Origin of the sequence: Christensenella massiliensis (assembly GCF_040409835.1) — a bacterium.
GTDB classification, from domain to species: domain Bacteria; phylum Bacillota; class Clostridia; order Christensenellales; family Christensenellaceae; genus Christensenella; species Christensenella massiliensis.
This window is the reverse complement of sequence record NZ_CP117826.1, coordinates 1238881-1263692: the sequence shown is the minus strand read 5'-3', so window position 1 is coordinate 1263692 and position 24812 is coordinate 1238881. Positions and strand designations below refer to the sequence as shown.

The 24812-nt window shown below is 52.1% G+C and carries 21 protein-coding genes; 18 read left to right on the top strand and 3 right to left on the bottom strand.

Features of this window, described 5'->3' with window-relative positions:
• Window positions 1-70: 70 nt before the first annotated feature.
• Together PUP29_RS06080 and PUP29_RS06075 are read right to left on the bottom strand one after the other, a co-directional pair.
• Complete coding sequence (locus tag PUP29_RS06080; RefSeq protein WP_079546704.1) at window positions 71-241, bottom strand: DUF362 domain-containing protein; 171 nt, start codon at window positions 239-241, stop codon at window positions 71-73.
• Between the two features lie 55 nt (window positions 242-296).
• On the bottom strand, window positions 297-1550 hold the full coding sequence (locus tag PUP29_RS06075) for a 2,4-dienoyl-CoA reductase (protein WP_079546705.1): 1254 nt from the start codon (window positions 1548-1550) through the stop codon (window positions 297-299).
• Window positions 1551-1754: 204 nt separating this feature from the next.
• Here PUP29_RS06075 and PUP29_RS06070 point away from each other — a divergent pair, with 204 nt between their 5' ends.
• The 8 genes from PUP29_RS06070 to yfcE all read left to right on the top strand — a co-directional run bounded on the left by PUP29_RS06070 (window position 1755) and on the right by yfcE (window position 11092).
• Window positions 1755-2636, top strand: coding sequence for a LuxR C-terminal-related transcriptional regulator (locus tag PUP29_RS06070; RefSeq protein WP_079546706.1), 882 nt, complete (start codon window positions 1755-1757; stop codon window positions 2634-2636).
• A 131-nt stretch (window positions 2637-2767) separates the two neighbouring features.
• The gene (gene tilS, locus PUP29_RS06065; RefSeq protein WP_079546707.1) at window positions 2768-4171 is read left to right on the top strand and encodes a tRNA lysidine(34) synthetase TilS; all 1404 of its coding nucleotides are present in this window, start codon (window positions 2768-2770) and stop codon (window positions 4169-4171) included.
• 2 nt (window positions 4172-4173) lie between these two features.
• Entirely contained in the window at window positions 4174-4722 is a 549-nt protein-coding gene (gene hpt / locus PUP29_RS06060; RefSeq protein WP_079546708.1) for a hypoxanthine phosphoribosyltransferase, read from the top strand.
• A gap of 419 nt (window positions 4723-5141) precedes the next feature.
• Window positions 5142-7148 carry an ATP-dependent zinc metalloprotease FtsH gene (ftsH, locus tag PUP29_RS06055; RefSeq protein WP_353424025.1) on the top strand — a complete coding sequence of 669 codons (2007 nt, stop codon included), beginning with the start codon at window positions 5142-5144 and terminating at the stop codon, window positions 7146-7148.
• A gap of 77 nt (window positions 7149-7225) precedes the next feature.
• Entirely contained in the window at window positions 7226-8056 is an 831-nt protein-coding gene (locus PUP29_RS06050; RefSeq protein ID WP_079546710.1) for a PHP domain-containing protein, read from the top strand.
• 74 nt (window positions 8057-8130) lie between these two features.
• Window positions 8131-9132 (top strand): ribose-phosphate diphosphokinase, encoded by a 1002-nt coding sequence (locus PUP29_RS06045; protein WP_079546711.1) that lies wholly within the window; start codon window positions 8131-8133, stop codon window positions 9130-9132.
• An 85-nt stretch (window positions 9133-9217) separates the two neighbouring features.
• Window positions 9218-10489: a hypothetical protein gene (locus tag PUP29_RS06040; RefSeq protein ID WP_079546712.1), complete on the top strand. Its 1272-nt coding sequence runs from the start codon at window positions 9218-9220 to the stop codon at window positions 10487-10489.
• A 57-nt stretch (window positions 10490-10546) separates the two neighbouring features.
• Window positions 10547-11092 carry a phosphodiesterase gene (gene yfcE, locus PUP29_RS06035; protein ID WP_079546713.1) on the top strand — a complete coding sequence of 182 codons (546 nt, stop codon included), beginning with the start codon at window positions 10547-10549 and terminating at the stop codon, window positions 11090-11092.
• Window positions 11093-11170: 78 nt separating this feature from the next.
• Here yfcE and PUP29_RS06030 read toward each other — a convergent pair whose 3' ends face one another.
• Complete coding sequence (locus PUP29_RS06030) at window positions 11171-12658, bottom strand: phosphomannomutase/phosphoglucomutase (protein WP_079547838.1); 1488 nt, start codon at window positions 12656-12658, stop codon at window positions 11171-11173.
• A gap of 358 nt (window positions 12659-13016) precedes the next feature.
• Between PUP29_RS06030 and PUP29_RS06025 the strand changes: the two genes are divergently transcribed.
• From PUP29_RS06025 to PUP29_RS05980, 10 genes are all read left to right on the top strand, one after another.
• A complete protein-coding gene (locus PUP29_RS06025) occupies window positions 13017-14066 on the top strand; it encodes a rod shape-determining protein (RefSeq protein ID WP_066522428.1) in 1050 nt (349 codons plus the stop codon).
• 174 nt (window positions 14067-14240) lie between these two features.
• Entirely contained in the window at window positions 14241-15326 is a 1086-nt protein-coding gene (locus PUP29_RS06020) for an LCP family protein (RefSeq protein WP_079546714.1), read from the top strand.
• A 462-nt stretch (window positions 15327-15788) separates the two neighbouring features.
• Window positions 15789-16868 (top strand): LacI family DNA-binding transcriptional regulator, encoded by a 1080-nt coding sequence (locus PUP29_RS06015; protein ID WP_079546716.1) that lies wholly within the window; start codon window positions 15789-15791, stop codon window positions 16866-16868.
• A 21-nt stretch (window positions 16869-16889) separates the two neighbouring features.
• A complete protein-coding gene (locus PUP29_RS06010; RefSeq protein ID WP_079546717.1) occupies window positions 16890-17873 on the top strand; it encodes a sugar phosphate isomerase/epimerase family protein in 984 nt (327 codons plus the stop codon).
• A 22-nt stretch (window positions 17874-17895) separates the two neighbouring features.
• Window positions 17896-18642 (top strand): glutamine amidotransferase, encoded by a 747-nt coding sequence (locus PUP29_RS06005; RefSeq protein ID WP_353424024.1) that lies wholly within the window; start codon window positions 17896-17898, stop codon window positions 18640-18642.
• A 106-nt stretch (window positions 18643-18748) separates the two neighbouring features.
• On the top strand, window positions 18749-19771 hold the full coding sequence (locus PUP29_RS06000; protein ID WP_353424023.1) for a LacI family DNA-binding transcriptional regulator: 1023 nt from the start codon (window positions 18749-18751) through the stop codon (window positions 19769-19771).
• A gap of 246 nt (window positions 19772-20017) precedes the next feature.
• Window positions 20018-21097 (top strand): autoinducer 2 ABC transporter substrate-binding protein, encoded by a 1080-nt coding sequence (locus PUP29_RS05995; RefSeq protein WP_353424022.1) that lies wholly within the window; start codon window positions 20018-20020, stop codon window positions 21095-21097.
• Between the two features lie 87 nt (window positions 21098-21184).
• A complete protein-coding gene (locus PUP29_RS05990) occupies window positions 21185-22693 on the top strand; it encodes a sugar ABC transporter ATP-binding protein (protein ID WP_353424021.1) in 1509 nt (502 codons plus the stop codon).
• Window positions 22694-22710: 17 nt separating this feature from the next.
• On the top strand, window positions 22711-23730 hold the full coding sequence (locus PUP29_RS05985; RefSeq protein WP_353424020.1) for an ABC transporter permease: 1020 nt from the start codon (window positions 22711-22713) through the stop codon (window positions 23728-23730).
• Between the two features lie 15 nt (window positions 23731-23745).
• Window positions 23746-24810, top strand: coding sequence for an ABC transporter permease (locus PUP29_RS05980; protein ID WP_079546723.1), 1065 nt, complete (start codon window positions 23746-23748; stop codon window positions 24808-24810).
• Window positions 24811-24812 lie beyond the last annotated feature (2 nt).

Below are 24812 nucleotides of genomic sequence, written 5' to 3'. Positions count from 1 at the left end.
ATCGATGATATACGGCCTTTTCTGGCGGGTGTCAGTCAAGAATGCCGACAAACCCATAAATCATTCATTCTCATTCCGGATATGCCGCATGGGTCGGGCATTCGATCTCACAGGCATAGCAATCGATGCATTTGTCTCTATCGATTTCCATGTGCTTTTCTCCCTTGCTGATCGCGTGCACCGGGCAAATCTTTACGCATCTTCCGCAGTTGATGCAATCGTCATCTATTGTTCTTGGCATAATGTTACCACCTTTCTTTGCTGATAGACTATCCCTGATTCTTTCTGCAATGAGATCAGGTGTGCTTTGCTTTCAGTTTTCCTTCTTCTTTGACCATCTTAACGTATTCTTCCGTGAAATGCGGATCATACGTTGCGCAGCCTACGTGATGCTGGCGGATCAGGAACTCCACGCAGTGGTCGCACAGCGTGCACCAGTGGATATCCTTTTCGTTGCCTTCCATCATCTTCTTTGGCAGGTATGGGTCTGCGAATGCCTGACGGCCGATCGCGACTGCGTCTACGATGCCTTCCTTGATATTCTTGTTGCCCCAGAAGCGCAGGTTGTTCTTTTCCGGTTTTACAGCGCAGAAAGGCTGTTTGCCGTCGCGGTAAATACTGTATGCGGAACCGATGATAGCGGTTTCCGGTTTCTGTACGGCTTCCTTGCATACCTTCTGGAAATAGAAATGCATATAAGCATAGTCGGGCGTGCGTCTGTCAGGATGCGCAAGGTCCAGCGTATGGGACGGGGAACCTGCGGATTCCAGAATATAGCTTGCGCCGTGCGCCTCGAGCTGCTTCACAAGATCGATGGTTTCCGTAAGGTCCATCAGAGCGGTATCCGGACCGGCCGTGCCTACGCCGCCCGGGAAGCCCTCCCAAACGGAGATCTTGGAGCCAAGTACGAAGTTTTCATCCGGGATAGCCGCACGCGTGCGGTCATAGATGTCGATCGCGAACTGGCGTCTGTTCTCCCAGCTTCCGCCGTATTTCCAATTGTCCTTGTTGTAGGGGCGGAGGATCTGCGTGCCGAGATAACCGTGGCAGAGCTTCAGATCAACGCCGTCTGCGCCGACTTCATACGCATACTGGGAACCGAGAACATAGTCCTTGATGACCTGCTCGATCTCATCCTCACGCACCAGTTTTGCGTCCTCATAGCCCGGAAGCGGTTCCTCCGTTACGCGGATACGCTGGGAATAAACATTGTTGCTGATCTCGCCGGAGTGCGTGATCTGGAAAAAGATCAGCGTTTCGGGATTGATCTCTTTCAGATGGGCGATGAATTTTTTCAGCGCCGGAATGTTATGCTCTTTGATCGAGAGCTGGTTCCTCCTTGCGATGTAATCATACTGGGGCGTGATCGCCTCCAGAATGACAAGGCCGGCCTGCCCTCTGAAATAGTCCTCGTAACGTTTATACGTCGCCGGGCTTGGGTCGCCGTTGTCAAGCGCATCGCAGCATTCCATTGCGTTCAGAACGATACGGTTCGGCGCTGTTCTTGTACCGATCTTAAGCGGTGTAAACAACAATTCTTTTTCTTCCATTCTTAAACACCCTCCATATTTATTTATTTTGTTTTGAAATATGAACATTTACCCCTCGATACTGCTATCATAACCCCGCGGCACCGTTCCCACAATCCCTAAAAAGTCCGTTGTTTATACCAGTATAAAACTAGTATTTTTATTGACTTTTAGCGGCAGGGAGCCTATACTGGACCTATACTATATTTATATGGGGAAACGTATATGGTAAAGAGCACGGAATGGGTATTCAAACCGGATGTGCCGACGGCGATTTCCGTCGATACGGAGGATGAATTTTTATCCAATACGGAATTATATGAAGCGGTCCTTTCCAGTATTCAGGATGGGATCAGCGTCCTAAAGCCGGATTTTAAGATCATTTATGTCAATCAATCCATGCTGCACTGGTATACGGGCGAGGACAGAAGCAGCGTGGTGGGCGGAAAATGCTACGAGGTGTTTCACGGCCGCAAGGAGCCCTGCGTCTGCTGCCCTACTATACGCGCCATGCGTACCGCAGACCCGCAGATGGACCTCGTGCCCTATACCTCAGGCGGAGAGGATTCCGGCTGGCAGAAGCTGTATGCAGTCCCGGTACTGGATAAAAACGGGCATGTCGTGCTTGTGATCGAATATATCCGCGACATCACGTTCCAGAAACGCGTGGAAACGAATATGAACGAATTGGCGGAGCTCTATGAAAACTTGGAAGCGCAGAACGATATGCTGATGGAAATTTTAAATCAGCGGGAGCGGTATAAAGAGGATCTGGAGCAGGCGATCACACAAAATGTAGAAAAATATATCCGTCCTTCCTTGAATTACTTGAAGAAGAATGTAAAGGAGCGGGATATCAATATCGTCTCCGGCATTATAGACGAGATCGTCTATCCAATCACGAAAAAGCGCCCGTCTGTATTCGACCGGCTCACCCCGCGGGAATTGCAGGTATGCGCCATGATCAAAGAGGGGTATACCAGCAAGGAGATCGCAGATGCGCTGTTTATCACAAAAAAGACAGTAGATTACCACAGGAGCAGCATTCGGAAAAAATTAGACCTCAAAAACGGAAACCTGCGCGTCTATCTCGAAACACATTTATAAACGCGATTCATATTGCGTTCATGTGTGTGCGGTATTGTAATGTTAACAAAATATTCATGCGAAATCCCCCCGGTTAGAGGTTGCACACGCGGGGACTTCAGTATATTATATATAATAGGAAAAAGTTTGATATGGAAAAACGAGTAAGGGACTTTATAGCGGAAAACAGTCTGGTCTGCCCGGGGCAGACGGTCGGCGCCGCGGTTTCGGGAGGACCGGATTCTATGGCGCTGCTGAATTGCCTGCACGCCCTTGCGCCGTTTTTTTCGTATTCTGTCGCGTGCGTGCATTTTGAGCATGGGATCCGCGGACAGGAATCGCTTGACGATGCGGACTTTGTAGAAGGGTTTTGTGAGAAGCACGGCATCCCCTTTTATATGAGCGCAGCCGACGTGCCCGCGCTTGCCCGGGAGTGGAAGGTGAGCCTCGAGACGGCGGCGAAGCGGGCGCGGGAAGCCTATTTCGATACGCTTGTGAAAAACGGCGATGTGGATGTGATCGCGACGGGCCATCAAAGCGACGACTATGCAGAAAGCGTGCTTATGCATATCCTGCGCGGATGCGGAACAGATGGGCTTCGGGGCATTGTCGTACGGAAGGGGGATATGATCCGGCCGCTGCTGTGCGTATCGCGCGCGGATGTGATGAGCTATATCCGGGAAAACGGGATACGCTATGTGGAGGATAAGACGAACTGCGACGATGCCTATACCCGGAATTTTGTCCGCAATATTTTGCTTCCGCAGATACGGGAACGGGTGAATCCGGATATATCCGGCGCGCTTATTCGGCTGGGTGCGGCTGCGCGGGAGGATTCCGCCTTTATTCTTGAAGAGGCAGAGCGCATATTCCCGGAATGCGCCGTAAAAAGAGACGACCGTGTGGATATCGACCTTGAGTCTTTTCTGCGGCTCTCTCCGGCAGTGGCTTATCGGGTCATCAAGCTTGCGTGTGCGGAGCTGTTTGTGACGCAGGATATTGAAAAAGCGCATGTTGGCGCGGTTGTGAGGCTCGCACGCAGCAGGCGCACCGGCGCGCGGGCGAGTCTTATGGGCGGCTTGTGCGCGGAAGTGGAATATGGAACACTGGTGATCCGCTTTTCGGCGCGGCGGGCAGATCATAGTTTTTGTCAGTGGTTCGACGCGGCAGTCAGGAATGAAACGCCCGGCGGAGACTATATCGTATGCACGGAGACGGATGCATGTGATTTTGCCAATCAAGAGCCGGACACGGCCTATGTGGACAGAGACAAGCTTCCCGCGCGGATCGCGTTCCGTACCCGGTATGCGGGCGACCGCATCACGCCGCTTGGGAGCGGCGGAAGCAAAAAGCTGAAGGATTACTTTATTGATAAAAAGCTTACGCGGGAACAGCGGGAAAAGACACCGCTTCTTGCGGACGGCAGCCGTATCATCTGGGTGGTCGGGCACACGATCGGAGACGATTACAAGGTGGACGGTACGACGAGACATATTCTGCGGATGGATTATATTCGCCGCGATAGGAATAAAGAAGCAGACGGGGGAAATAGTTGAAAATGCAGCATTATGTGGAACGTGATATTGAAAAAATATTGCTTTCAAAAGAGGAGATCGCCATACGCGTAAAAGAGCTCGGCGAGCAGATCTCAAAGGATTATGAGGGGAAAGACCTGATCGCAGTCGGGATACTGCGGGGAAGCGTCGTGTTTTTTTCAGACCTGATGCGCGAGATCAAGATACCGATGGAGATCGACTTTATGGCGGTGTCGAGCTATGGTCAGGGCAGCAAATCTACGGGAAGCGTTCGAATCAAGTATGATATGCAGGAAGATATCCGCGGGAAGCATCTGTTGATTATTGAAGACATCATCGATTCTGGGTGGACGCTGCATAACCTGCTTGAACAGCTGCGGGGAAGGAAGCCGGAAAGCATCGAGCTTTGCTGCCTGCTGAATAAGCCGGACCGCCGCGAAGTGGAAGTGCCGGTCAAATATATCGGATTCGATATCCCGGACGAATTTGTGGTCGGCTATGGACTCGATTATGCTTCCAAATACCGGAACTATGAACATGTCGGGATACTGAAGCGTTCTGTCTATGAATGAGAGAAAGCCGGTTTGAGGCTTTTAAAAAGCAGGTAATAATATTTTAGGAAAATAAAAAAGCTCCGGCTTGGCGGCATTAAGCCAAAGAGAAAAACGGGGCCCCCGGCAAAGCCCAATGGAGCGAAAGCGAAATGGGTTTGTGGGGGAAGAGGAGCGGCAGCCTGAAACCGCGAAGTTTTCGTCCGGAAGGACGAAACGAGCAAAAAGGCTTGCCGTAAGAAGAGAAAAAATAAAAATAAAAAAGCTCCGGCTTGGCGGCGTTAAGCTAAAGAGAGAAACGGGGCCCCTGGCAAAGCCCAATGGAGCGAAAGCGAAATGGGTTTGTAGGGGAAGAGGAGCGGCAGCCTGAAACCGCGAAGCTTTCGTCCGAAAGGACGAAACGAGCAAAAAGGCTTGCCGTGACGAAGGAGGATAGAAATTTGGGAAAATTTTTCAGAGGGCCGCTGATCTATATCATTATTATCGTAGTGATCATAGTGGCGGCACAGTTTCTGGGAAGTCCGCAGCAGACGACGGTGGACGAGCTGCAATATTCAGACTTTTTGCAGGAAGTACAGGATGGGAACGTCAAAGCCGTCGCGCTTCAGGACCGTACGCTTGTAGGGCTCTATAATACGGATTCCAAGGTTCAGGACGAAAAGCTGTTTCCGGCGCAGCAATACGATTTTTCAACGACGATCCCTGCGTCTGTCGAGCAGTTCAACCAAGATCTGGCCGCGGTCACGGGAAGTACGAATCCGGAGGAATATGGTTTTACACTGAACTATGTTCCGACGCCTGAGCCAAACTTCTTTGTACAGCTGCTGCCATATCTTATCCCGATCGTGCTTTTGCTCGTGCTGTGGGTCGTTATCATGCGTCGCGCCCAGAACGGCGCAGGCGGCACAGGCGGGGCGATGGCGTTTGGCAAAAGCAAGGCGCGTATGACGGACGGCGGCGAGACGAACAAGACGTTTGCAGACGTTGCAGGCGCGGACGAGGAAAAGGAAGAGCTTGTAGAGATCGTGCAGTTCCTGAAGAATCCCGCGCGGTTCAAAGAGCTCGGCGCACGTATCCCGAAAGGCGTGCTGCTCGTAGGCCCGCCCGGAGGCGGAAAAACCCTGCTTGCAAAAGCGGTCGCAGGCGAAGCAAAGGTGCCGTTCTTTTCAATCAGCGGCTCGGATTTTGTGGAAATGTTCGTAGGCGTGGGCGCGTCCCGCGTACGCGATTTGTTTGAAAATGCAAAGAAAAATGCGCCGTGCATCGTGTTCATCGACGAGATCGACGCAGTCGGACGCCAGAGAGGTGCGGGCCTCGGCGGGGGTCACGACGAGCGCGAGCAGACGCTCAACCAGCTGCTTGTCGAAATGGATGGCTTTGAGGTGAACGAGGGGATCATCGTAATGGCGGCGACGAACCGCCGTGATATCCTTGACCCGGCGTTGCTGCGTGCGGGCCGCTTCGATCGGCAGATCACCGTAAATTATCCTGACGTAAAGGGCCGGGAGGAGATATTGAAGGTGCATGCAAAGGGCAAGCCGTTCGAGCCGGATGTAGACTTTAAGGTTATTGCACGCCGTACGCCGGGCTTTATCGGCGCAGACCTTGAAAATGTGCTGAACGAAGCCGCGATCCTGACAGCGCGCCGCAGGAAAAAACGTATCGGCATGAGCGAGATCGAGGAATCCATCACCCGCGTGATCGCAGGACCGGAAAAGAAGAGCCGTGTCATGACAGAGGATGACAAAAGGTGCACCGCATATCACGAGGTAGGCCATGCGATCCTTGCGCATGTGCTGCCCAAGTGCGACCCGGTGCACGAGGTCTCGATCATTCCGCGCGGAATGGCGGCAGGCTATACCATGACGCTGCCCGAGGAAGATAAGCAGCATGTGTTCAAATCCCGCCTGATGGATGAGATCACGATGATGCTGGGCGGCCGCGTGGCGGAGTCGCTCACCTTAAAGGATATCTCCACAGGCGCGATCAACGACCTCCAGCGCGCGACAGAGACGGCAAAGGATATGGTCACAAAATATGGCATGAGCGACGAGCTTGGCCCGGTGTTCCTTGCGTCCGGCCATGAAGTATTCCTCGGAAAGGATTTCGGCCAGACGCCCGAATATTCCGAGAGCACTTCCGCGCGGATCGACGCAGAGGTATCGCGTATCATTGAAAGCGCGTATGCGAAAGCGACGGAGATATTGAGTAAAAATTTGAAAAAAGTGGTCAATATCGGGGAACTCCTCATGCGTAAGGAAAAGCTGACGGGCGAGGAATTCAAAAGATTGTTTGAAGACGACGCGGCGGACCCTGCGGCGTGGGAGGACAGCGAAAGAGAAACGAAAGAAAAAGAACCGGAGCAGATCGCTCCTCCGGCGGAGCCGGTGGACGCGGAAGCGGTGGAAGCGATCGTCGTGGACCCGCCTGAGCCGGAAGAAGAATAAAGACCAAAATAAGAGACGGTGGGAAGATCAGCGGCAGTCTGCCGCTGATTTTCTATCGCCTGACGGAGCACAGAAAAATGATAGACCTACACATGCACTCCACGGCGTCAGACGGCACGGATACGCCGCAGGAGATCATTACAAAATGCCGGAAGCTGGGCCTCAAGCTGTCGGCAGTCACGGACCATGATACGATGGATTCCCAGCCGGAGGCAATACGGACAGCGCGGGAACTGAAGCTGCGGTATCTGACGGGCGTGGAGTTTTCCGTGCGCCATATAGGGGAGCTGCATATCCTCGGCTATGGGATGGACACCGAAGATCAGGAGCTTATCGCCATGATGAATGATTTGCGGAGCTCGCGTGTAGAGCGTGTGCATGAGATCATCCGTGTCGTACAGGAGCATGGCATGAAAATAAGCTTTGAAGATGTAGAGCGCTTTGCGAAGGGCAATACGCTCGGACGTCCACACGTTGCGCTTGCCCTGATCGAAAAGGGATATGCGAGCGATCTTCAGGATGCGTTCACACGCTATCTGAATGAGGAAGGCAGCTGCTATGTGCAGCGCCGTAAGCTGAATCCCGGTCAGGCGATCGAAATGATCCGCAAAACGGGCGGGCTTCCCGTACTCGCCCATCCGAAATTTGTTCGTACGGACGATATAGAGGCGCTTGTGACGGAGCTGAAAGAAATGGGGCTCGGAGGTATCGAGGCATATTATCCCGCGCATTCGGATGCAGATGTGGAACGGTATGTGGGGATCGCGCGGAGAAACGGTCTGCTCGTGACGGCGGGCAGCGATTATCACGGTGCGATGCGCCCCTATGCGGCGATCGCGTGTGAAAAACGTACGGGGCCGTTCCTCGAGGAGTCCGTGAAAATTTTAGCTGAAAAATATGCAATTTGATTGAAAAGGATACGTACGGGTGCTATAATTGTGAATAGGTGCTAAAACGATTTTGACAAGGATGGTAGGTACTTATGCTGAACGGAAACCCGGACATAAAAATTTTTGCCGGCTCATCAGGGGTTGCTTTTGCGAAGAAGATGTGCGCCTATCTTGGGGCGGACTTAGGGGCGTCGGAGGTCATCCATTTTTCTGACGGAAATATCTTTATCCGCATCAAGGAAACAGTAAGAGACAAAGATGTGTATGTAGTGCTCCCGATCGGTTTGGACCCAAACAACGAATTAGTGGAGCTTTTATTTTGGATGGATTCCTTCAAGCGTGCGAGCGCAAGCTCCGTTACGGCGATCATTCCGTATTTCGGATATGCCAAAGGCGATAAAAAGGACGAACCAAGGGTCTCCATTCGGGCGCGTGTGTGCGCAGACTGTCTGGAAACGGCAGGGGCGGACCGCGTGATCACGATGGATCTGCACAGCGCGCAGGTGCAGGGCTTCTTCAAGATCCCTGTAGACCATCTGCTTTCCCTTCCGATCTTGTGCGAATATATCAAGGGAATGGATATCATGGAAGACCTCGTGGTCGTTTCACCGGATGCAGGCTTTGCCAAGACGGCGCGGAAATATGCAGATTATCTGAAGCTTCCCGTTGCCATTGGCGATAAAACGAGGACAGGGCATGACGAAAATGCGCACATCCTTGAGCTCATCGGCGATGTCGAGGGCAAGAACTGTATGATCGTGGATGATTTCTCTATTTCAGGTGGAACGCTGATCGATGTAGCGCACATGCTGAAAGCTCGGGGTGCAAAGCGTATCGTTTCTGTCTTGGGGCATATCATGCTGCGCGAAAAGGGCGTCCGTGCCATCAACGAGAGCCCGATCGAAGCTGTGATCTCCACAGACAGTGTGGAGAATCCGTTTATTGTCGGGCAGAATAAATTCCAAACGGTATCCGTCGCGCCGCTTTTTGCGGAAGCAGTTTACCGGATCCACGAGCGGGAGTCGGTGAGCACGCTGTTCTCGACCGTACCGCAGAAATTAAAAGACGACCTCAAAGGCTCGTGCGGAAAGTAAGAGAAAACGATAAAATAAACACAGCCCTGCCTTGTTGTAGCATCTATGATAAGACAGGGAATTTTTTTAAAACGAGAGGAAACCGATGAAAAAATATAAAAAGATATTGGGCTTCGTCTTATTGACGGCGATGATATTGACGATGCTCCTGCCGGCGGCAGCATTTGCGGAAGAGACGGCAGCGCCGACAGAGACGGCGGCGCAGACGGCAGAGCCGACGCCGGAGCCTACACCAGAGCCGACGCCGGAACCCACGCCGGAGCCGACGCCGGAACCTACGCCGACTCCGACACAACGGCCGACGCAGGCGCCAACACAGACGCCGTCCGCTTCTCCGTCGCCTACGGCGACACCGGACGACAGCCAGAATTATGTCGATCTGGCGATGTATATCTATGATAACGGTGCGGTCGTATCCGGTTATACCGTTAAGGTAGGCAACCTTTCCCAGACGACCAACGGAGAGGGGATGGTATCCTTCCCGGGGGTGGCAGTGGGCGATCATACCGTAACGCTGACCGGAAAAGACGGCAAACAGAGCACCGGGCGTATTCTGCTTTCCCGCGGAGACCGAACGGCCATTCAGGATATGGCGATGGGCGGAAAATATGATGTCTCCATCGCGAACGGAGTAAAAACTCTCTATATGTCTGTCGTGTTCGTGCCGGAGGAAGCGCTTCAGATATACGCGGTAGGTGAAAGCAAAACACCGGCGCCGGAAGCGACGGCAACGGCTTCAGCAGGTATCGCCGGCGCGATGAAATTTACAGCTGATTTCGTGGATATGGCAGGAGACGGGATCTCCGGCGTGAGCGTACAGGTCAATCAGGGAGATACGGTGCTCGCTACGGGAGCGGCGGACGGAAAAGGACGTTTTGTTGTCAGTCAGGGCGGGATCGGCTCTTATCAATGGAGCATGCTCATGCCCGGCGCATCCGCAGAGCAGGGAACGCTCCTGAACGTTGAGGTACAGCAGGGAGCAACGACTAAAATCGTATCTGCAGCAGACGGCTCTTATGTGGTACAGACGCCGGGAACCTCGCAGAATCTGTATCTGAAGTTTGAACAGAACGGGGGCGGTTTTGTTCTAAAAGAAGTTTCCGATCAGGTACCGGGCGGGATCAGTTCCCTTATGCTCGGCATCATTATGGTAATCGTGATCATCGTTGTGGTCATCGTGATCATTGCGGCGGTCCGGCACAATAAAAAGAAAAAACGCAGGATGGAGAAGATGCCGGACGAACCCCGCGGCCGCGAACGCGAATTCGAGATGGAGGATGTGCGGGAAGAAAACGCCGCCGCACGTCCGAAAAAAACGGGTGGAGCGAATAAAATGGGCGACCGCAGCAGGCTGTAACAAGAAAAAGAAAAGGGCGGCTCTCTTATAGAGCCGCCCTTTTGGAAAGGAAATACTATGAAACTGCTTATTGCATCAGACATCCATGGTTCTGCGCTTTTTTGCGGACAGCTTATGGAGGCTTACAAAAAAGAAGGCACACAGCGGCTGCTTTTGCTTGGAGACCTGCTGTATCACGGGCCGCGCAATGAGCTCCCCCAAGGATACGCGCCAAAAGAAGTGATTCGGATGCTCAATGAAAAAAGCGGCGATATTTTGTGTGTGCGGGGCAACTGCGAGGCCGAGGTAGACCAAATGGTGCTTGATTTTCCCGTCATGGCGGATTATAGTGCGATCTTTTTGGATGGTATCACAGTCTATGCGACGCATGGGCATATCTGGAACGAAGAGGACCTGCCGCCGCTTAAGAAAGGGGATATCCTTTTGTGCGGTCATACGCATGTGCCGAAATGCACAGATCATGGGAATTATGTTTATATGAACCCGGGCTCGGTATCCATCCCGAAAGAGGGAAGCGCCCACGGTTATATGATATTTGAGGACGGGAGTTTTGTATGGAAAACGCTTGCGGGGGAGGCATACCTAAAGTATGAATGCCGGTAAAAGAAAGGAAAAAAGGCGGCTTTGCAGAGCCGCCTTTTTTAATAGTTCCCGGTCATACCGGAGAATTCTAATTTTTGGTTATTTCAAATAACGTTCGATGGGCGAAAGGTCGAGCTTGTCGTAGTCTTTCAGGAATGCATATAGCTTTTCCGTGATTATGCGGACGCCGCCCTCGCGGTCGCTTTCCACATTGACGGGGATCAGCGGATCGTGCAGGGAAAGGCGCACGAGGAACCAGCCGGCGCCCTGTTCCTTGTCAAAGGAAACGCGGATGCCCTCATGATTATCCGGCGCGATCTTGAAATCAGGCTGCTTTTTCGCATATTTCTCAAGTGCGGCGATCATTTCGTTGCCATACGCTTTAAAGTCGTCCGTGCCGATATTGAGGCGGAACTCCCTGCTCTCAAACGGTTCTTTCAGGTCTGAGATCAGGTCTGAGATCGTATGGCCCTGTTTTTTCAGCTTTGCCATTTCGATAAGCAGGCGCGTTACAAGATAGGCGCCGTCGTCGAGAAAATAATTTTCCTTGAGCGCCGCATGCCCCGACGTCTCAATGGCAAGCTGGGAATCGACGCCGTTTTCATTGAGACGGATGGATTCGTTGATCACGTTTTTATAGCCGCGCTTAAAGCGGTGATGCACGCCGCCATGGTTTGCAATGAATTCCGCAAGCCCGCTTGATGTGATGGAATCCGTCACGATCGTAGTGCCGGGAAATTCCTTCAAAAGAATCGCGGAGATCGCCGCGATGAGCCGGTTCTTGTTGAGAACGCTGCCGCCCTTATCTACCGCGCCCGCACGGTCGACGTCCGTATCGAAAATAATGCCGAAATCCGCTCCGTTTTTTACGACGGCGTCTACGATGCTCTTCATCGCGTCTCCGTCCTCAGGGTTGGGGATATGGTTCGGGAACGTACCGTCCGGCTCGAGGAACTGGCTTCCCGCCGTATCTGCACCAAGCGGCGCGAGTACTTTGTCTGCATAAAATCCGCCCGCACCGTTGCCTGCGTCTACAATGATCTTAAAGCCCTCGAACGGTTTTTCCTCGCCGGTGGCCTTCCGGATCTTTTCCGTAAGGATGCCGGCATATACGCTCATGAAATCGGCCTGCGAAACGCTGCCCTTTGCTTCCGCCGGAAGAGAAGGCTTCGCCGCGATGCGGATCAGCTCCGCGATATCGCTCTTTTCGAGGCCGCCGTCTTTGGTAAAGAACTTCAGACCATTGCGGTTCATGGGCAGGTGGCTCGCCGTCACCATAACTGCGCCGTCGCACAGGAAGCCGTCAGTCACGGTCGTCATGAACATTGCCGGAGTGGAGGCCATGCCGCAGTCAAGGACGTCAGCCCCCATAGCGGTGAAGCCCTCGATGCAGGCCTGCATAAGCGCCGGACCGGTCACGCGGGAATCCCTGCCGACCGCGATTTTCGGCTGCGCGTTGCCGCGCGCGGAAAGCCATTTTACAAATGCCGCCGCAAGGTCGCGCGCCGCTGCCTCTGTGAGGTTTGCGCCGTCGCCGAGCGCTACGCCGCGTATATCGCTGCCGTTTTGCAGTTTCTGATAATCCATATTTTTACCACGCTTTCTTTTTGTTTTATATTCGGATAACTTTATTGTACCCGGAAAACAGAGCGCATTCAAGAGCCTGAAGCCGCTGAAGGTGTTTTTTCAGGGGGAGGGGCCGGTTTTCAAAAAAATACTTGAAAATATATGAGGTTTTGCTCAAAAGGCATGTGCTTTGCGGCGGGAACCGTACAGGGAGACAGGCGGGAAAAGGCCGGAAATATGACGTTTTCGTAACAAAACAGTTGAAAAAAGACCCTTGATGTATTATCATATATGATATGTAGACCTGTGATATTTTGCGTGCCGCAGCATGCGGCGGCGTGAGGAACGGGTCAGTAATCGAGAAGAGAGGCTTCGATGAATGGGTTTATTCGGAAATTACAATGATATAGGGATCGACCTCGGTACGGCGACGGTTCTCGTCTATGTGCGGGGAAAAGGCATCGTGCTGCGCGAGCCGTCTGTGGTCGCAGTAGACCGGCTTTCGGGCAGAATGCTTGCGATCGGCGAGGAAGCGCGTATCATGCTTGGACGCACGCCCGGCAACATCGTGGCGGTCCGTCCGCTGCGGGAAGGCGTGATCTCGAATTTCCATGATACGGAAAGAATGCTTCGTTACTTCCTGCGCAAGGTGATCGGAAAACGCCTGTTCTTTAAGCCGCGTGTCGTCGTGTGCGTCCCATCCGGTGTTACAGAGGTGGAAAAGCGTTCGGTCATCGAGGCGACGGAGGAGGCGGGCGCGCGCCACACCTGCCTGATCGAAGAACCGATCGCGGCGGCGATCGGTGCGGGGATCGACATCGGCGCGCCGCAGGGCAATATGGTGCTCGATATCGGCGGCGGCACGGCAGATATGGCCGTCATTTCGCTCGGCGGGGCTGTTATCAGCGATTCCATCAAGATCGCGGGCGATACCTTTGACGAATATATTTCACGGTATATCAAGAAAAAATACAATATGCTGATCGGCGAACGCACGGCGGAGGAGATCAAGATCAATATCGGCAGCGCGTTCCCGAGAAAAGAAGAGGCTTATATGGAAGTGACGGGGCGCAACCTGATTTCCGGGCTTCCCAAAACGATCACCATCAGCTCGAACGAGACGATAGAAGCGATGCAGGAGCCTTTAAACCGCATCATGGAAACGATGCACAGCGTGCTCGAACGTACGCCGCCGGAGCTTACGGCGGACATCGCGGAAAACGGTATCTGTATGACAGGCGGCGGTTCCCTGCTGTACGGGCTTGACCGGCTGCTCACGGAGCGCACCAAGATCCCGTGCTATGTTGCGGAGGATGCCGTTTCATGTGTTGCGATCGGCACCGGAAAGGCGCTTGAGAGCATCGACGTATACAGTGCGGGAGCAGTCTATGATTACCGCCGGGGCGATTACTACAATCAGGGATATTAAACAGGAAAAGGAAATTGCCATCCTGTTCCAAGGGTGGCAATTTTTTCTTGTTTTGCGCAGACCTTGCGGCCGCATTTTTTAATATTTTGTAAATCTTTGCAAAAAGCCGCGTAAATTCTATAAAAATGGCTTAATATAGAAGCTGTGAAAAATGAAAGCGGAGGAAATAGACCCTTGAATCAGCAGGTAAAACGGGTGAATCACCATAAATCGATCAAAGCGCTTTTGGTCATACTGATCGCGCTTGCCGTAGCAGCGGTATTTGTTTTTGCGTCGCTCTACGGAACCTATCAGAAGCTGCGTTCCAACCCAATTACTGCATTTCAGACAACGGCGCCTCAGGCGGAGGCAACGGACGCGATCAATTACGATAAGAACGCACATGTAAAAACAGTAACGATAGACGGGCGGGACTATGCCGCCAATCCAAACATCATCACAGTATTGCTCCTCGGCATCGATACGGATGGAAGCGCAGTCAAGACTTCCCAAGGGGAACGCAGCGATATGATGATGCTGTGCACAGTCAACCTTGAAGAAGGACAGGAGGGCATCACACTTACCTCGCTGCCGCGGGATACGCAGACGGAGGTGCATGATGTGGATGACGATACGGGACGTATCCTCGACAAGAGCTGGATGACGAAGCTGAACCATTCCTATATCATCGGCGGTATGACGAAAGGCTATGGCGCAGAGAACGCGATGCGCGCCACGGAAGACCTCATTGAATGTGATGAGCAGCTCAGCATACCGATCCAGTATTATATCTCGATCGACCTCGAGCACCTGTCCGACCTTGCGGACGTGCTTGACGGCGTAGAAGTCACGCTCGATCAGGATTATCCGGATATCGGAAACGAGGGGGACGTCGTGAACCTGCGCGGGAACGATGTACGCCTATATCTGCAGAACCGTAAGCAAATGGACGACGGCGAGATGGACCGTCAGCGCCATGAACAGAATTTCCTGATGGCGATCGCCAAGAAGATAAAAGATATGGGGGCGGTAGACGCTGCGTCGCGGCTGTTCACCCAGCTTCAGGACGTAGTACACATGAACCTGAACCTCGATCAGGTGGTGGCGATGGCAGGCGTGCTCGATAAGGTTTCCTTGGACGATATTCAGCATTCCGTACTGGAAGAGGGAAACTACGAAAACGATTACGACGAATATATGGGTCAGGAGCTCAATTTCTATAAGGCGGATGAGCAGGAACTGCTGGATAAGATGCTTGAGCTATATTATACTCCGGTATAAGAAGCTGGATACCCGAAGAGCTGCACGGCATGTGCAGCTCTTTTGTTATGTGCGGAAAACGGACGTAGAGCGGCGTCGGACGGATACAGGGAAAATAAATGAAGCCGGAATAAAAATTTTCAGATGAAGGGATATATGGCGTTTTGGCACTGAAGATAAGCGACTTATTTCCAGATGAAGCTATATGCCGAAAGACCTGTATTTCAGGCTGGAAAGCCCGCCGTTTCAAGAAAATTAATGAAAACAGACACAAAAATTTTCATAAATCCCAGAGAAAAAAGAGTTGTCTTTTTTCAGAAAAGAATTTATACTGCAAACAACAGTCAAAGTAAAGCATTACTCCAAAAGAAAAAATTGTAAAGTATCTCGTTTTATAGACACAAAATAATAGAAAAGTATTAAACAAGTAACGGATTTAAAGCGGTTTAATAAAATTTGCGCAGATTTACAGGGAAGCTGCAGATGGTCAAGGAAAAGAGAAAGAAAAAAATAACGATACACGATGTGGCGCGGGAAGCGGGCGTATCGATCTCAACTGTATCCCATGTGCTGAACGGTACGGCGAAGATATCGGATGCGACCCGGCAGCATGTTATCGAGGTAGTGCAGCGTTTCAATTATGTTCCGAACGGCTATGGCGGAAAGGGAAGAGATAAGAATCTGAAAACGGTCGGCATTATGGTCGCGGATATCAAAAATGAATTTTATGCCCGGTGTGTTCAGTCTATCATGAATGCAGCGCTGCAGGAAAACTACACGACGATGATCTGTGAGATGGCGTTCAATTACAAAAAAGAATGCATGGGAGTGGACGCCCTGCTCGATAAAGGGGTGGACGGCATCATCTTTATGGGAGGCTCGCTGGATGAAAATATCATCCGTAAGGCGAACCGGTCGGCCCCGGTCCTATTATGTGACCGGAAGATAGCCGGCTCCTCTCTGCCGTCAGTCACAACGGACAATGTGAGCGCGATGCGCGACCTGATCTCGCTTTTAAAGGAATGGGGCTACACGAAGATCGGCCTGCTGTCCGAAACGCCGGAGATGGATAATCTGAAAGACCGCTGCCTTGGCTTCAAAGCGGGAATAGAGGAAAACGGGCTGAAGCTGTATAAAGAGTTCATGCTGTTCTCCCCCGACTTAAAGCTCGATAAAGCGAGGGCAGCGAATTGCCTGCTGAAGGAATACCTTGAAAAACACGGAACGAGAAATCTGCCGGAGGTCTTTGTGACGACGAGTGACCTTATTGCAGCCGGAGCGATCTCTGCACTGCGGAAATATGGCATACGCGTTCCGAACGACGTGGGGATCACCGGCTTTGACGATATTTCTCTTGCAGCGAACCTTGATCCGCCGCTCACCACGATCGCGCAGAATATGGAGGAAATAGGGCTCTATTGCTTCCGGCACATTCTCAATCTGATCAACGGAACGGCGATCGGCGTTCCGCACAGCGTGATCGAGGCGGAGATCGTGATACGAAAATCTGTGATCGACCGGCGCATGCCGCTGGCGTGGAATAAAATGAAAAAAAGCTGTTAGTATAAGCGGAAAGGAAGGACCATGTTTCAACCAAAATACAGTATTATTCTTGCAAATGTAGGGATGTGTGCCGACCGTTATATGAGCGGAGGCTATTCCGACCCGTATACGATAGACGAGATGTTCGCACGGGTCGCCTCTGTGGACGGTGTGAGCGGCGTCGAATTGGTGAGCGATTGGAATATCACGGCAAAAAATGTGGAACAGATACGGGAAAATCTGGAAAGATACAGCCTCAAGCTTGTGTCCATCATTCCCGATCATTTCGGGGAAATGAAATGGGGAAAAGGCGCGTTTACCTCAAAGGAACCTGACATACGCAGGCAGGCCGTGGAGGATACTAAAGAGCTGATGGATATTTCCGCGGAGCTTGGGGGGAACCTCATCAGCCTGTGGCCGGGGCAGGACGGATATGACTATTATTTTCAGGGGGACTATATCCGCGAGCACGAATGGCTTGCGGAGGGCATAGCGGCGTGCTGCGACTACCGCAGCGATGTGAACATTGCCATTGAATATAAGATCAAAGAGCCGCGGAATTTTTCCTATCCGTCTACCATGGCTGTGGTCCTGCTCATGCTGGAGCAGTTGAAACGGAAAAACAGCGGCGTGACGATCGATTACGGCCACGCACACGTAGCGGGCGAAAATGTGGCGGAGTCCGTCGCTCTGGCGAAGGAGTATGGCAATAAGCTGCTGCACGTCCACATGAATGATAATTATGGCTTCTGGGATGATGATATGATCGCAGGCGCAGTCCATACGATCCCGTTCATTGAGTTTTTCTATTGGTTGAAGAGGACGGGGTATGACGGATATATCTCAACAGACCAATATCCGTACCGGGAGGACGGCCGGGATGCGGTGAACGAGACGGTCCGGTGGATGGAGGTCTTTGCGGAGCTTGCGGACCGCATTGACGAAAACGGGCTGGAGGAGATCTATAAGACGGGAAATGCATGCGAAGTAAGCGCGATGCTGAGAAAGCTGATGTTTGGAAAATAATTCTGCGAAAGGGAGAAACGAAATGAAAGTACTTTTAGTCGGCGAATCGTGGACTGTCCATGAAACGCACATGAAAGGGTTTGATATCTTCAATGTATGCCGGCATGAAGAGCACTGTGGAACTATGCTGGCAGATATACTGCGGGAAGAGGGCTGTACGGTAGAGTTTATGCCCAGCCACGAAGCGCAGACGGAGTTCCCGGACACGGTGGACAAGCTTGCGGCTTATGACGTGGTCCTGCTGAGCGATATCGGCAGCAATACGCTGCTGCTCTCCCCGGATACCTTTTACCGCGGACAGCGCAGACCGAATAAGCTGCAATTATTGGTAGACTATGCACAGCAGGGCGGCGGAGTCGCAATGATCGGCGGCTATCTTAGCTTTGCGGGAATCGACAACAAAGCGCGCTACGCTATGACTCCACTTGCGAAAGCGCTCCCTGTTGAAATGCTGAATCACGACGACCGCGTGGAGTGCCCGGAGGGTATCGTTCCCCGCGTGACAGACGCTTCCCACCCGATCTTCAAGGGGATCGGCACAGATTGGCCGTTTTTCCTCGGCTACAATAAGATAAAGGCGAAAAAAGAGGCGCAGGAGCTTGCCGTCATCGGTGAAGATACGTTCATTGCGGTCATGGAGTATGGAAAAGGCCGTACGCTCGCATTCGCGTCGGACTGTGCGCCGCACTGGGGGCCGAAAGAATTTATGGAATGGGAAGGCTATCGTCCGCTGTTTGGAAATATGGTACGCTGGTTGGCGGGAAAATAATCTTTAAAGCGCTTTAAAAAATCCTTGACAACTGAATATCGGTGGGGTTATAGTAAGATTAATCTTTTAATGTTCTTAAAAACCGTAGATAAGCAGGTCGGTAAAAATGGCGACAACACTCAAAGACATTGCCAAAAAACTTGGGATCTCGGAAGCGACGGTCTCGCTCGCGCTGAATAATAATTCTCTGGTCAACGAAAAGACCAAAAAACGCGTGCACGAAGCGGCGAAGGAACTGAAATATTTTCCCAATATGATCGCCAAAGGACTTGCGACGAACAAGAGCAACACGATCGGTATTATCGTACCGGACATCAATATCGTTTTCTACGCGAATATTCTGCGGGCGGTGGACGAGATCGTAAACCGCGCGGGCTACAGCCTGCTTGCGGCGATGTCCAACGACGACCCAAAGGTCGAGGAAGAGATCATCAGGACGTTCATCTCAAAGCGGATCGAAGGAGTGCTGGCAGTTCCGACGAACCAGCCGACGAAATTCCTGACATCCTACCAGAAGGCGCTGAAAGAGCACAATATCCCTCTCGTATACATCACTTCGCTCTATACGATCGACGGCATCCGGTATGTGATGGGCGATATCCGGGAAGGAACCTATATGCTGGTGAATCATCTGGTAGAGCTTGGACACAAGGATATCGTATTCATCGGCGGCAACAGAACGGTCCCGACGACATCACTGCGACGGGAAGGCTATGGACGGGCGCTTACAGAGCATGGTATCCCGATCGATGAAAAGAATCTGATCGAATGCGACGGGATCCACTATGATCAGGCAGTATTGGCCACAGAGGAGCTGCTTCAAGAGCGGCATGACTTCACGGCGATCTGTGCGATGAACGATGAGATGGCGCTCGGCGTAGTCAATACCCTGCAAAAAGCGAAGATCCGCGTTCCGGAGGACGTTTCGGTGGTAGGATATGATAATACGATCTTTTCAAAAGTATCTATGGTAGGGATCACTTCTATGGATTCTGATATCGAAGGAACCTGCCGGCAGGCTGTGGATATGCTGATGCAGGTGATTCGCGGAGAAGAGCCGGAGGAGCCGCACATCATGGTAAGACCGGCGATCGTGCAGAGGCAGTCCAGCGGAAAAGCAAGGCGGTAAAAGAGACGATCAAGCGGCCGTTCAGGCCTAAGAAGAGCGGAACAGGACATTTCCCAAAACATCAGAGCGTTCCGCGAAAGAGTTGTAGCTTCAAATAGGAACAACTAAAAAGATTTTTCAAAACGCTGCTTTAAAGCGTTTTATAAAAAGACAATAAAATTTAAAGCGCTTTAAATAAATGTGAAAATAAAATTTGCCGGAAAAAGGCAAAATAATAAAAAGAACTGTTTCAAAGGAGGAAAAGAAATGAAGAAGATTTTGGCTATTTTGCTGGTGGCAGTATTGTCTGTTGCTCTGTTTACCGCCTGCAGCGGCGAACCGGCGGCGGAGGGCTCTGCATCTGCAAGCACGGAAGCTTCGGCTGAGGCTTCGACGGAAGCATCGGCTGAAACGGGCGGCGAAGCGTCCGGTGACGGGAACTACACGATCGCGGTCGTTCCGAAAGACAGCACGAACCCATGGTTCGTACGCATGGAGGAAGGCGTAAAGAAATATCAGGAAGAAAATCCGGGCATGACCGTGTTCCAGAGGGGCCCGGCAGAGACGGATGCGGCGCAGCAGATTCAGGTCGTTGAAGACCTGATCGCACAAGGCGTCGACGCGCTGTGCGTCGTTCCGCACGACCCGGGCGCAATGGAAGAAGTGCTTGGGAAAGCGCGCGAGCAGGGGATCGTCGTTGTAACGCACGAGGCTTCCTCGATGGAAAACTGCGATTACGACCTTGAAGCGTTCAACTATGACGAATACGGCGCATATATCATGGATACGCTTGCTTCGGCAATGGGCGAAGAAGGCAAATATATCTGCATGGTAGGCTCTCTCACGAACGACTCGCACAACATGGAAGCAGACGGCGCGATCGCTGCACAGCAGGCAAATTATCCGAACATGGAACTGATCGACGAACGCCTCGTCACGGACGACAATGCGGAAACAGCTTATCAGCGTGCAAAAGAAGCGCTGCAGGCATATCCGGATATCAAAGGCTTCGTTGGAACGTCCTCCTTTGACGCACCCGGCGCCGGCCGTGCGATCGAAGAAGCAGGACTGATCGGAAAGGTGTTCACCTGCGGGACCGGTATGCCGCAGACCAACAAGGAGCTGCTCGAAAACGGCGCTGTTTCGGCACTGACACTGTGGGATCCTGCGGATGCGGGCTATGCAATGTGCAAGCTGGCAACGATGATCCTGAATGGTGAGGAAGTCGGCGAGGGAACAGACCTCGGGATCGAAGGCTACGATGCGCTGACGCTCGACGGCCATGTGCTCACCGGCAACGCTTATATCACGATCACAAAGGAAAACGTAGACGATTACAACTTCTAATTTTCAGTGAACAGGGATTTATAACGGGCGGTCCATACCGCCCGTTATAAACAAAAAGGATTTCAACGACGAAAGGATCGGGTATCTATGCAGGAAGAATATGTTTTGAGAGCCACAGATATCATAAAGTCGTTTGCGGGTGTAAAGGCATTGCAGGGTGTTCACCTTGAGATCAAAAAGGGAGAGATCCATTGCCTCGCAGGAGAAAACGGATGCGGCAAATCGACGCTGATCAAAATCATCTCCGGCGTTTACAGCCTCGATAGCGGCAAGGTAGAGTTTAACGGAGTAGACCAGACTCACCAGCTTTCCCCGCTCAATGCGATCATGAATGGGATACAGGTGATTTATCAGGACTTTTCGATTTTCCCGAATTTATCGGTCATGGAAAATCTGGCATATAACAGCGAGCTGATGCAGCGGCGCAAATTTGTAAACTGGAAACGGTTCCGCAGAATCGCGGAAGAGGCGGTCAGCAAAATCAATTTCAACGTCGACCTCGACGCGAAGGTAGGAACGCTTCCGGTCGCAGACAAGCAGCTTGTAGCGATCTCACGCGCGCTGATCAACAACGCAAAACTCATCATCATGGACGAGCCGACTACGGCGCTGACCAAAAAGGAAGTAGAAGCCTTGTTCAGGATCATCAAAGACCTGCAAAAACAGGGGATCGCCATTCTATTTGTCAGCCATAAGCTCGACGAGGTATTTGAGATATCAGAGCGTTTCACAATTCTGCGGAATGGACAGAATGTAAAGGACGGCGACACCTCTGAACTGGACAGTGACAAATTCACCTACTATATGACGGGCCGCCATTTTGAAAATAAGCATTTCACGGCGGAGATCAAAGAGGAAAAGCCCATATTGGAGGTAAGAAACCTTTCCCGCGAGGGGGAATATGAAAACGTCATGTTCGATCTGCGCAAGGGCGAGATATTAGGGATCACAGGCCTCCTTGGTTCAGGCCGTACAGAGCTTGCGCTCTCGCTGTTTGGACTCAATAAACCGACGTCGGGCCAGATACTGATGAACGGAAAGGAGATCAGGCTCGACTCAGTGCAGGATGCGATGCGCAACAAGATCGGCTATGTTCCGGAAGACCGTCTGACGGAGGGCCTGTTTTTAGATCAATCGATCGGGAGGAACATCGTCATATCGGAAATGAACCATTTTTCCTCGAAACTCGGGATCATCAATGAGGAAAAACGGGATGCAGATATCGCGAAATGGGTCTCTGAACTGAAAATTAAAGTAGCGGATCCGAACTTGCCGGCTTCTACGCTTTCGGGCGGCAACCAGCAGCGTATCGTGCTCGCTAAATGGCTGGCGACAAACCCGGAGGTGCTGATCCTCAACGGGCCGACGGTGGGCGTCGACATCGGCTCCAAGCATGATATGCATGCGATCCTGCATGAGCTTGCCAAAAACGGTCTTGGGATCATCATCATATCGGACGACCTCCCGGAAGTGATCACAAACTGCAGCAGAGTGCTGATCATGCGCGGCGGTAAGATCACAGGAGAGGTCGACCCGCTGCAGACGACGGAAAGCGACCTTACCAAGCAGGTAACGGGCGCTGCCGTAAACAGCTGAGGAAAGGAGCGTGCATTATGAATAAAATCAAAAAAATGACGCACCAGACGGAATTCTATATTTTTCTTGTCATCATTGTGTTGGCATGCATCATACAAGGACGAAGCGGACAGTTTTTTACAGGGAATAATATCGTGAGCCTGCTCAACGCAATGATCGTTCCGGCATTGTTCAGCATCGGGACCTTTATGATCATCGTATCGGGCGGGATCGACGTATCGTTCCCGGCAGTCGCTGCGCTCACCTCCTATGTGGTGACGATCGTGCTGAATGCTGCAGATTATACGGGTCCTATCGTCGTGCCGTTCCTGTTTGCAGGAGCACTCGGCCTTGCCTGCGGCGCATTCAACGCTCTGTTTATTGCGAAGATGCGGCTGCCCGCCCTCATCGCGACGCTCGGTACGCAAAGCGTGTTCCGCGGCATTCTGCAGGGGGCGCTCAATGCGCAGCAGATCAACGATCTTCCCATTTCCATGAAGGAATTTGGAGATACGAACCTGCTGGTATCCTCGAATGAAGCGGGCGTGACCTCCCTGCTGCCCATCGCGTTTTTGGTTTTGGTCGTCGTTGTCGCCATTGCGTTTATCATCATGCGCTATACCATGCTCGGCCGGGGGATCTATGCGATCGGCGGCGATGAAAATTCGGCAAACCGCGCCGGCTTCAAGGTGATGAAAATACAGTTCTTTGTATATTGCTTCGCCGGTGTGCTCGCGGGCGTAACGGGCGTTATCCGCGCCAGCATGATGAACATGGTCCATCCGACGAATATGTTTGGGATGGAAATGACGGTCATTGCGGCGATCGTCCTCGGCGGCACCAGCATTACGGGCGGAACGGGAACCCTTACGGGCACGATGCTCGGTACGTTCCTGCTCACGATGGTATCCAACAGCCTGATCATGCTCGGCGTTCCGTCTTATTGGCAGGACTTCATGACGGGGCTGCTGATCATCGTCGGTACGGCGGTTTCCTCCATACAGATTCTGCGCAGCCAGAAACAGAAAAAAAACAGCCTTTCAAGGGCCAGCTCGTAAGGGAGGGACGAAGAAATGAAAAATAATGCGACAGTTTCCATGCGGATTAAAAATTGGTATGGGCAGGACAGAAATTTTGCACGTCTGCTGATCATCTTCATCTTGGTGGTGATTGCATTCAGTATCATCAATCCGTCGAAATTCCTGACAGTGGCAAACTTTCAGTCGATGGTATATCAGTTCCCTGAATTCGGACTGATGGCGCTTGGCGTCATGCTGACGATGCTTCTCGGCGGCATCGACCTTTCCGTCGTGGGCATGGCGAATCTTACGTCGATCGCCGCGGCGTCTGTATTGGTTGCGCTGGTTCCGGAGGGCGCAAGCGACAGTCAGACGATGCTCACGATTATATTTGCAGTCGTCATCGGGCTCGTTGTAGGAAGCGCGGCGGGTTACCTCAACGGAAACCTCGTTTCGCGTCTGCATATCCCGCCGATCCTTGCGACGCTCGGTACGCAGCAGCTCTTCACCGGAATCGGGCTTATCGTCACGCAGGGAAGCTCGATCAGCCGTTTGCCGGCAATGTATGCGGCGACAGGAAAAACACTCGTAGCAGGCTTTATTCCGCTTGCGCTGTTTTTCTTCATCGCGGCTGTTATCGTGCTGAGTATCGTGCTCAATAAGACGAAGTTCGGTATGAGCCTCTACATGATGGGCTCCAATCCGGTCGCGTCCAAATTCAGCGGGCTCAACAATACGGCGCTTACGAACAGGGCTTACCTGATGTCCGGCACGCTTTCCGCAATGGCGGGACTCATCATGCTGGTCAACTATAACTCGGCAAAGGCGGACTATGGCACTGCCTATCAGCTGCAGACGATCCTTATCGTCGTGCTCGGCGGCGTCAACCCCAACGGCGGATTTGGAAAGGTCGGCGGCGTCACGCTGGCAATTCTGATTTTGCAGATACTGTCTTCGGGCCTCAATATGTTCCCGAACATCAGCAATTTCTACCGTCAGCTCATTTGGGGCGGCGTGCTCCTTGCCGTGCTTACGCTGAACTATTTCACACAGCTTAGGGAGCAGAAAAAAATATCGACCTCCTATAAGAGCGGAAAAACGGAGCCTGCAAAGGCATAACG

Bases quoted from the DNA above. Each gene is read 5' to 3' on its own strand.
- PUP29_RS06080 (WP_079546704.1), bottom strand. From the start codon at position 241: ATGCCAAGAACAATAGATGACGATTGCATCAACTGCGGAAGATGCGTA.
- PUP29_RS06075 (WP_079546705.1), bottom strand. From the start codon at position 1,550: ATGGAAGAAAAAGAATTGTTGTTTACACCGCTTAAGATCGGTACAAGA.
- PUP29_RS06070 (WP_079546706.1), top strand. From the start codon at position 1,755: ATGGTAAAGAGCACGGAATGGGTATTCAAACCGGATGTGCCGACGGCG.
- tilS (WP_079546707.1), top strand. From the start codon at position 2,768: ATGGAAAAACGAGTAAGGGACTTTATAGCGGAAAACAGTCTGGTCTGC.
- hpt (WP_079546708.1), top strand. From the start codon at position 4,174: ATGCAGCATTATGTGGAACGTGATATTGAAAAAATATTGCTTTCAAAA.
- PUP29_RS06050 (WP_079546710.1), top strand. From the start codon at position 7,226: ATGATAGACCTACACATGCACTCCACGGCGTCAGACGGCACGGATACG.
- PUP29_RS06045 (WP_079546711.1), top strand. From the start codon at position 8,131: ATGCTGAACGGAAACCCGGACATAAAAATTTTTGCCGGCTCATCAGGG.
- PUP29_RS06040 (WP_079546712.1), top strand. From the start codon at position 9,218: ATGAAAAAATATAAAAAGATATTGGGCTTCGTCTTATTGACGGCGATG.
- yfcE (WP_079546713.1), top strand. From the start codon at position 10,547: ATGAAACTGCTTATTGCATCAGACATCCATGGTTCTGCGCTTTTTTGC.
- PUP29_RS06030 (WP_079547838.1), bottom strand. From the start codon at position 12,658: ATGGATTATCAGAAACTGCAAAACGGCAGCGATATACGCGGCGTAGCG.
- PUP29_RS06025 (WP_066522428.1), top strand. From the start codon at position 13,017: ATGGGTTTATTCGGAAATTACAATGATATAGGGATCGACCTCGGTACG.
- PUP29_RS06015 (WP_079546716.1), top strand. From the start codon at position 15,789: ATGGTCAAGGAAAAGAGAAAGAAAAAAATAACGATACACGATGTGGCG.
- PUP29_RS06010 (WP_079546717.1), top strand. From the start codon at position 16,890: ATGTTTCAACCAAAATACAGTATTATTCTTGCAAATGTAGGGATGTGT.
- PUP29_RS06005 (WP_353424024.1), top strand. From the start codon at position 17,896: ATGAAAGTACTTTTAGTCGGCGAATCGTGGACTGTCCATGAAACGCAC.
- PUP29_RS06000 (WP_353424023.1), top strand. From the start codon at position 18,749: ATGGCGACAACACTCAAAGACATTGCCAAAAAACTTGGGATCTCGGAA.
- PUP29_RS05995 (WP_353424022.1), top strand. From the start codon at position 20,018: ATGAAGAAGATTTTGGCTATTTTGCTGGTGGCAGTATTGTCTGTTGCT.
- PUP29_RS05990 (WP_353424021.1), top strand. From the start codon at position 21,185: ATGCAGGAAGAATATGTTTTGAGAGCCACAGATATCATAAAGTCGTTT.
- PUP29_RS05985 (WP_353424020.1), top strand. From the start codon at position 22,711: ATGAATAAAATCAAAAAAATGACGCACCAGACGGAATTCTATATTTTT.
- PUP29_RS05980 (WP_079546723.1), top strand. From the start codon at position 23,746: ATGAAAAATAATGCGACAGTTTCCATGCGGATTAAAAATTGGTATGGG.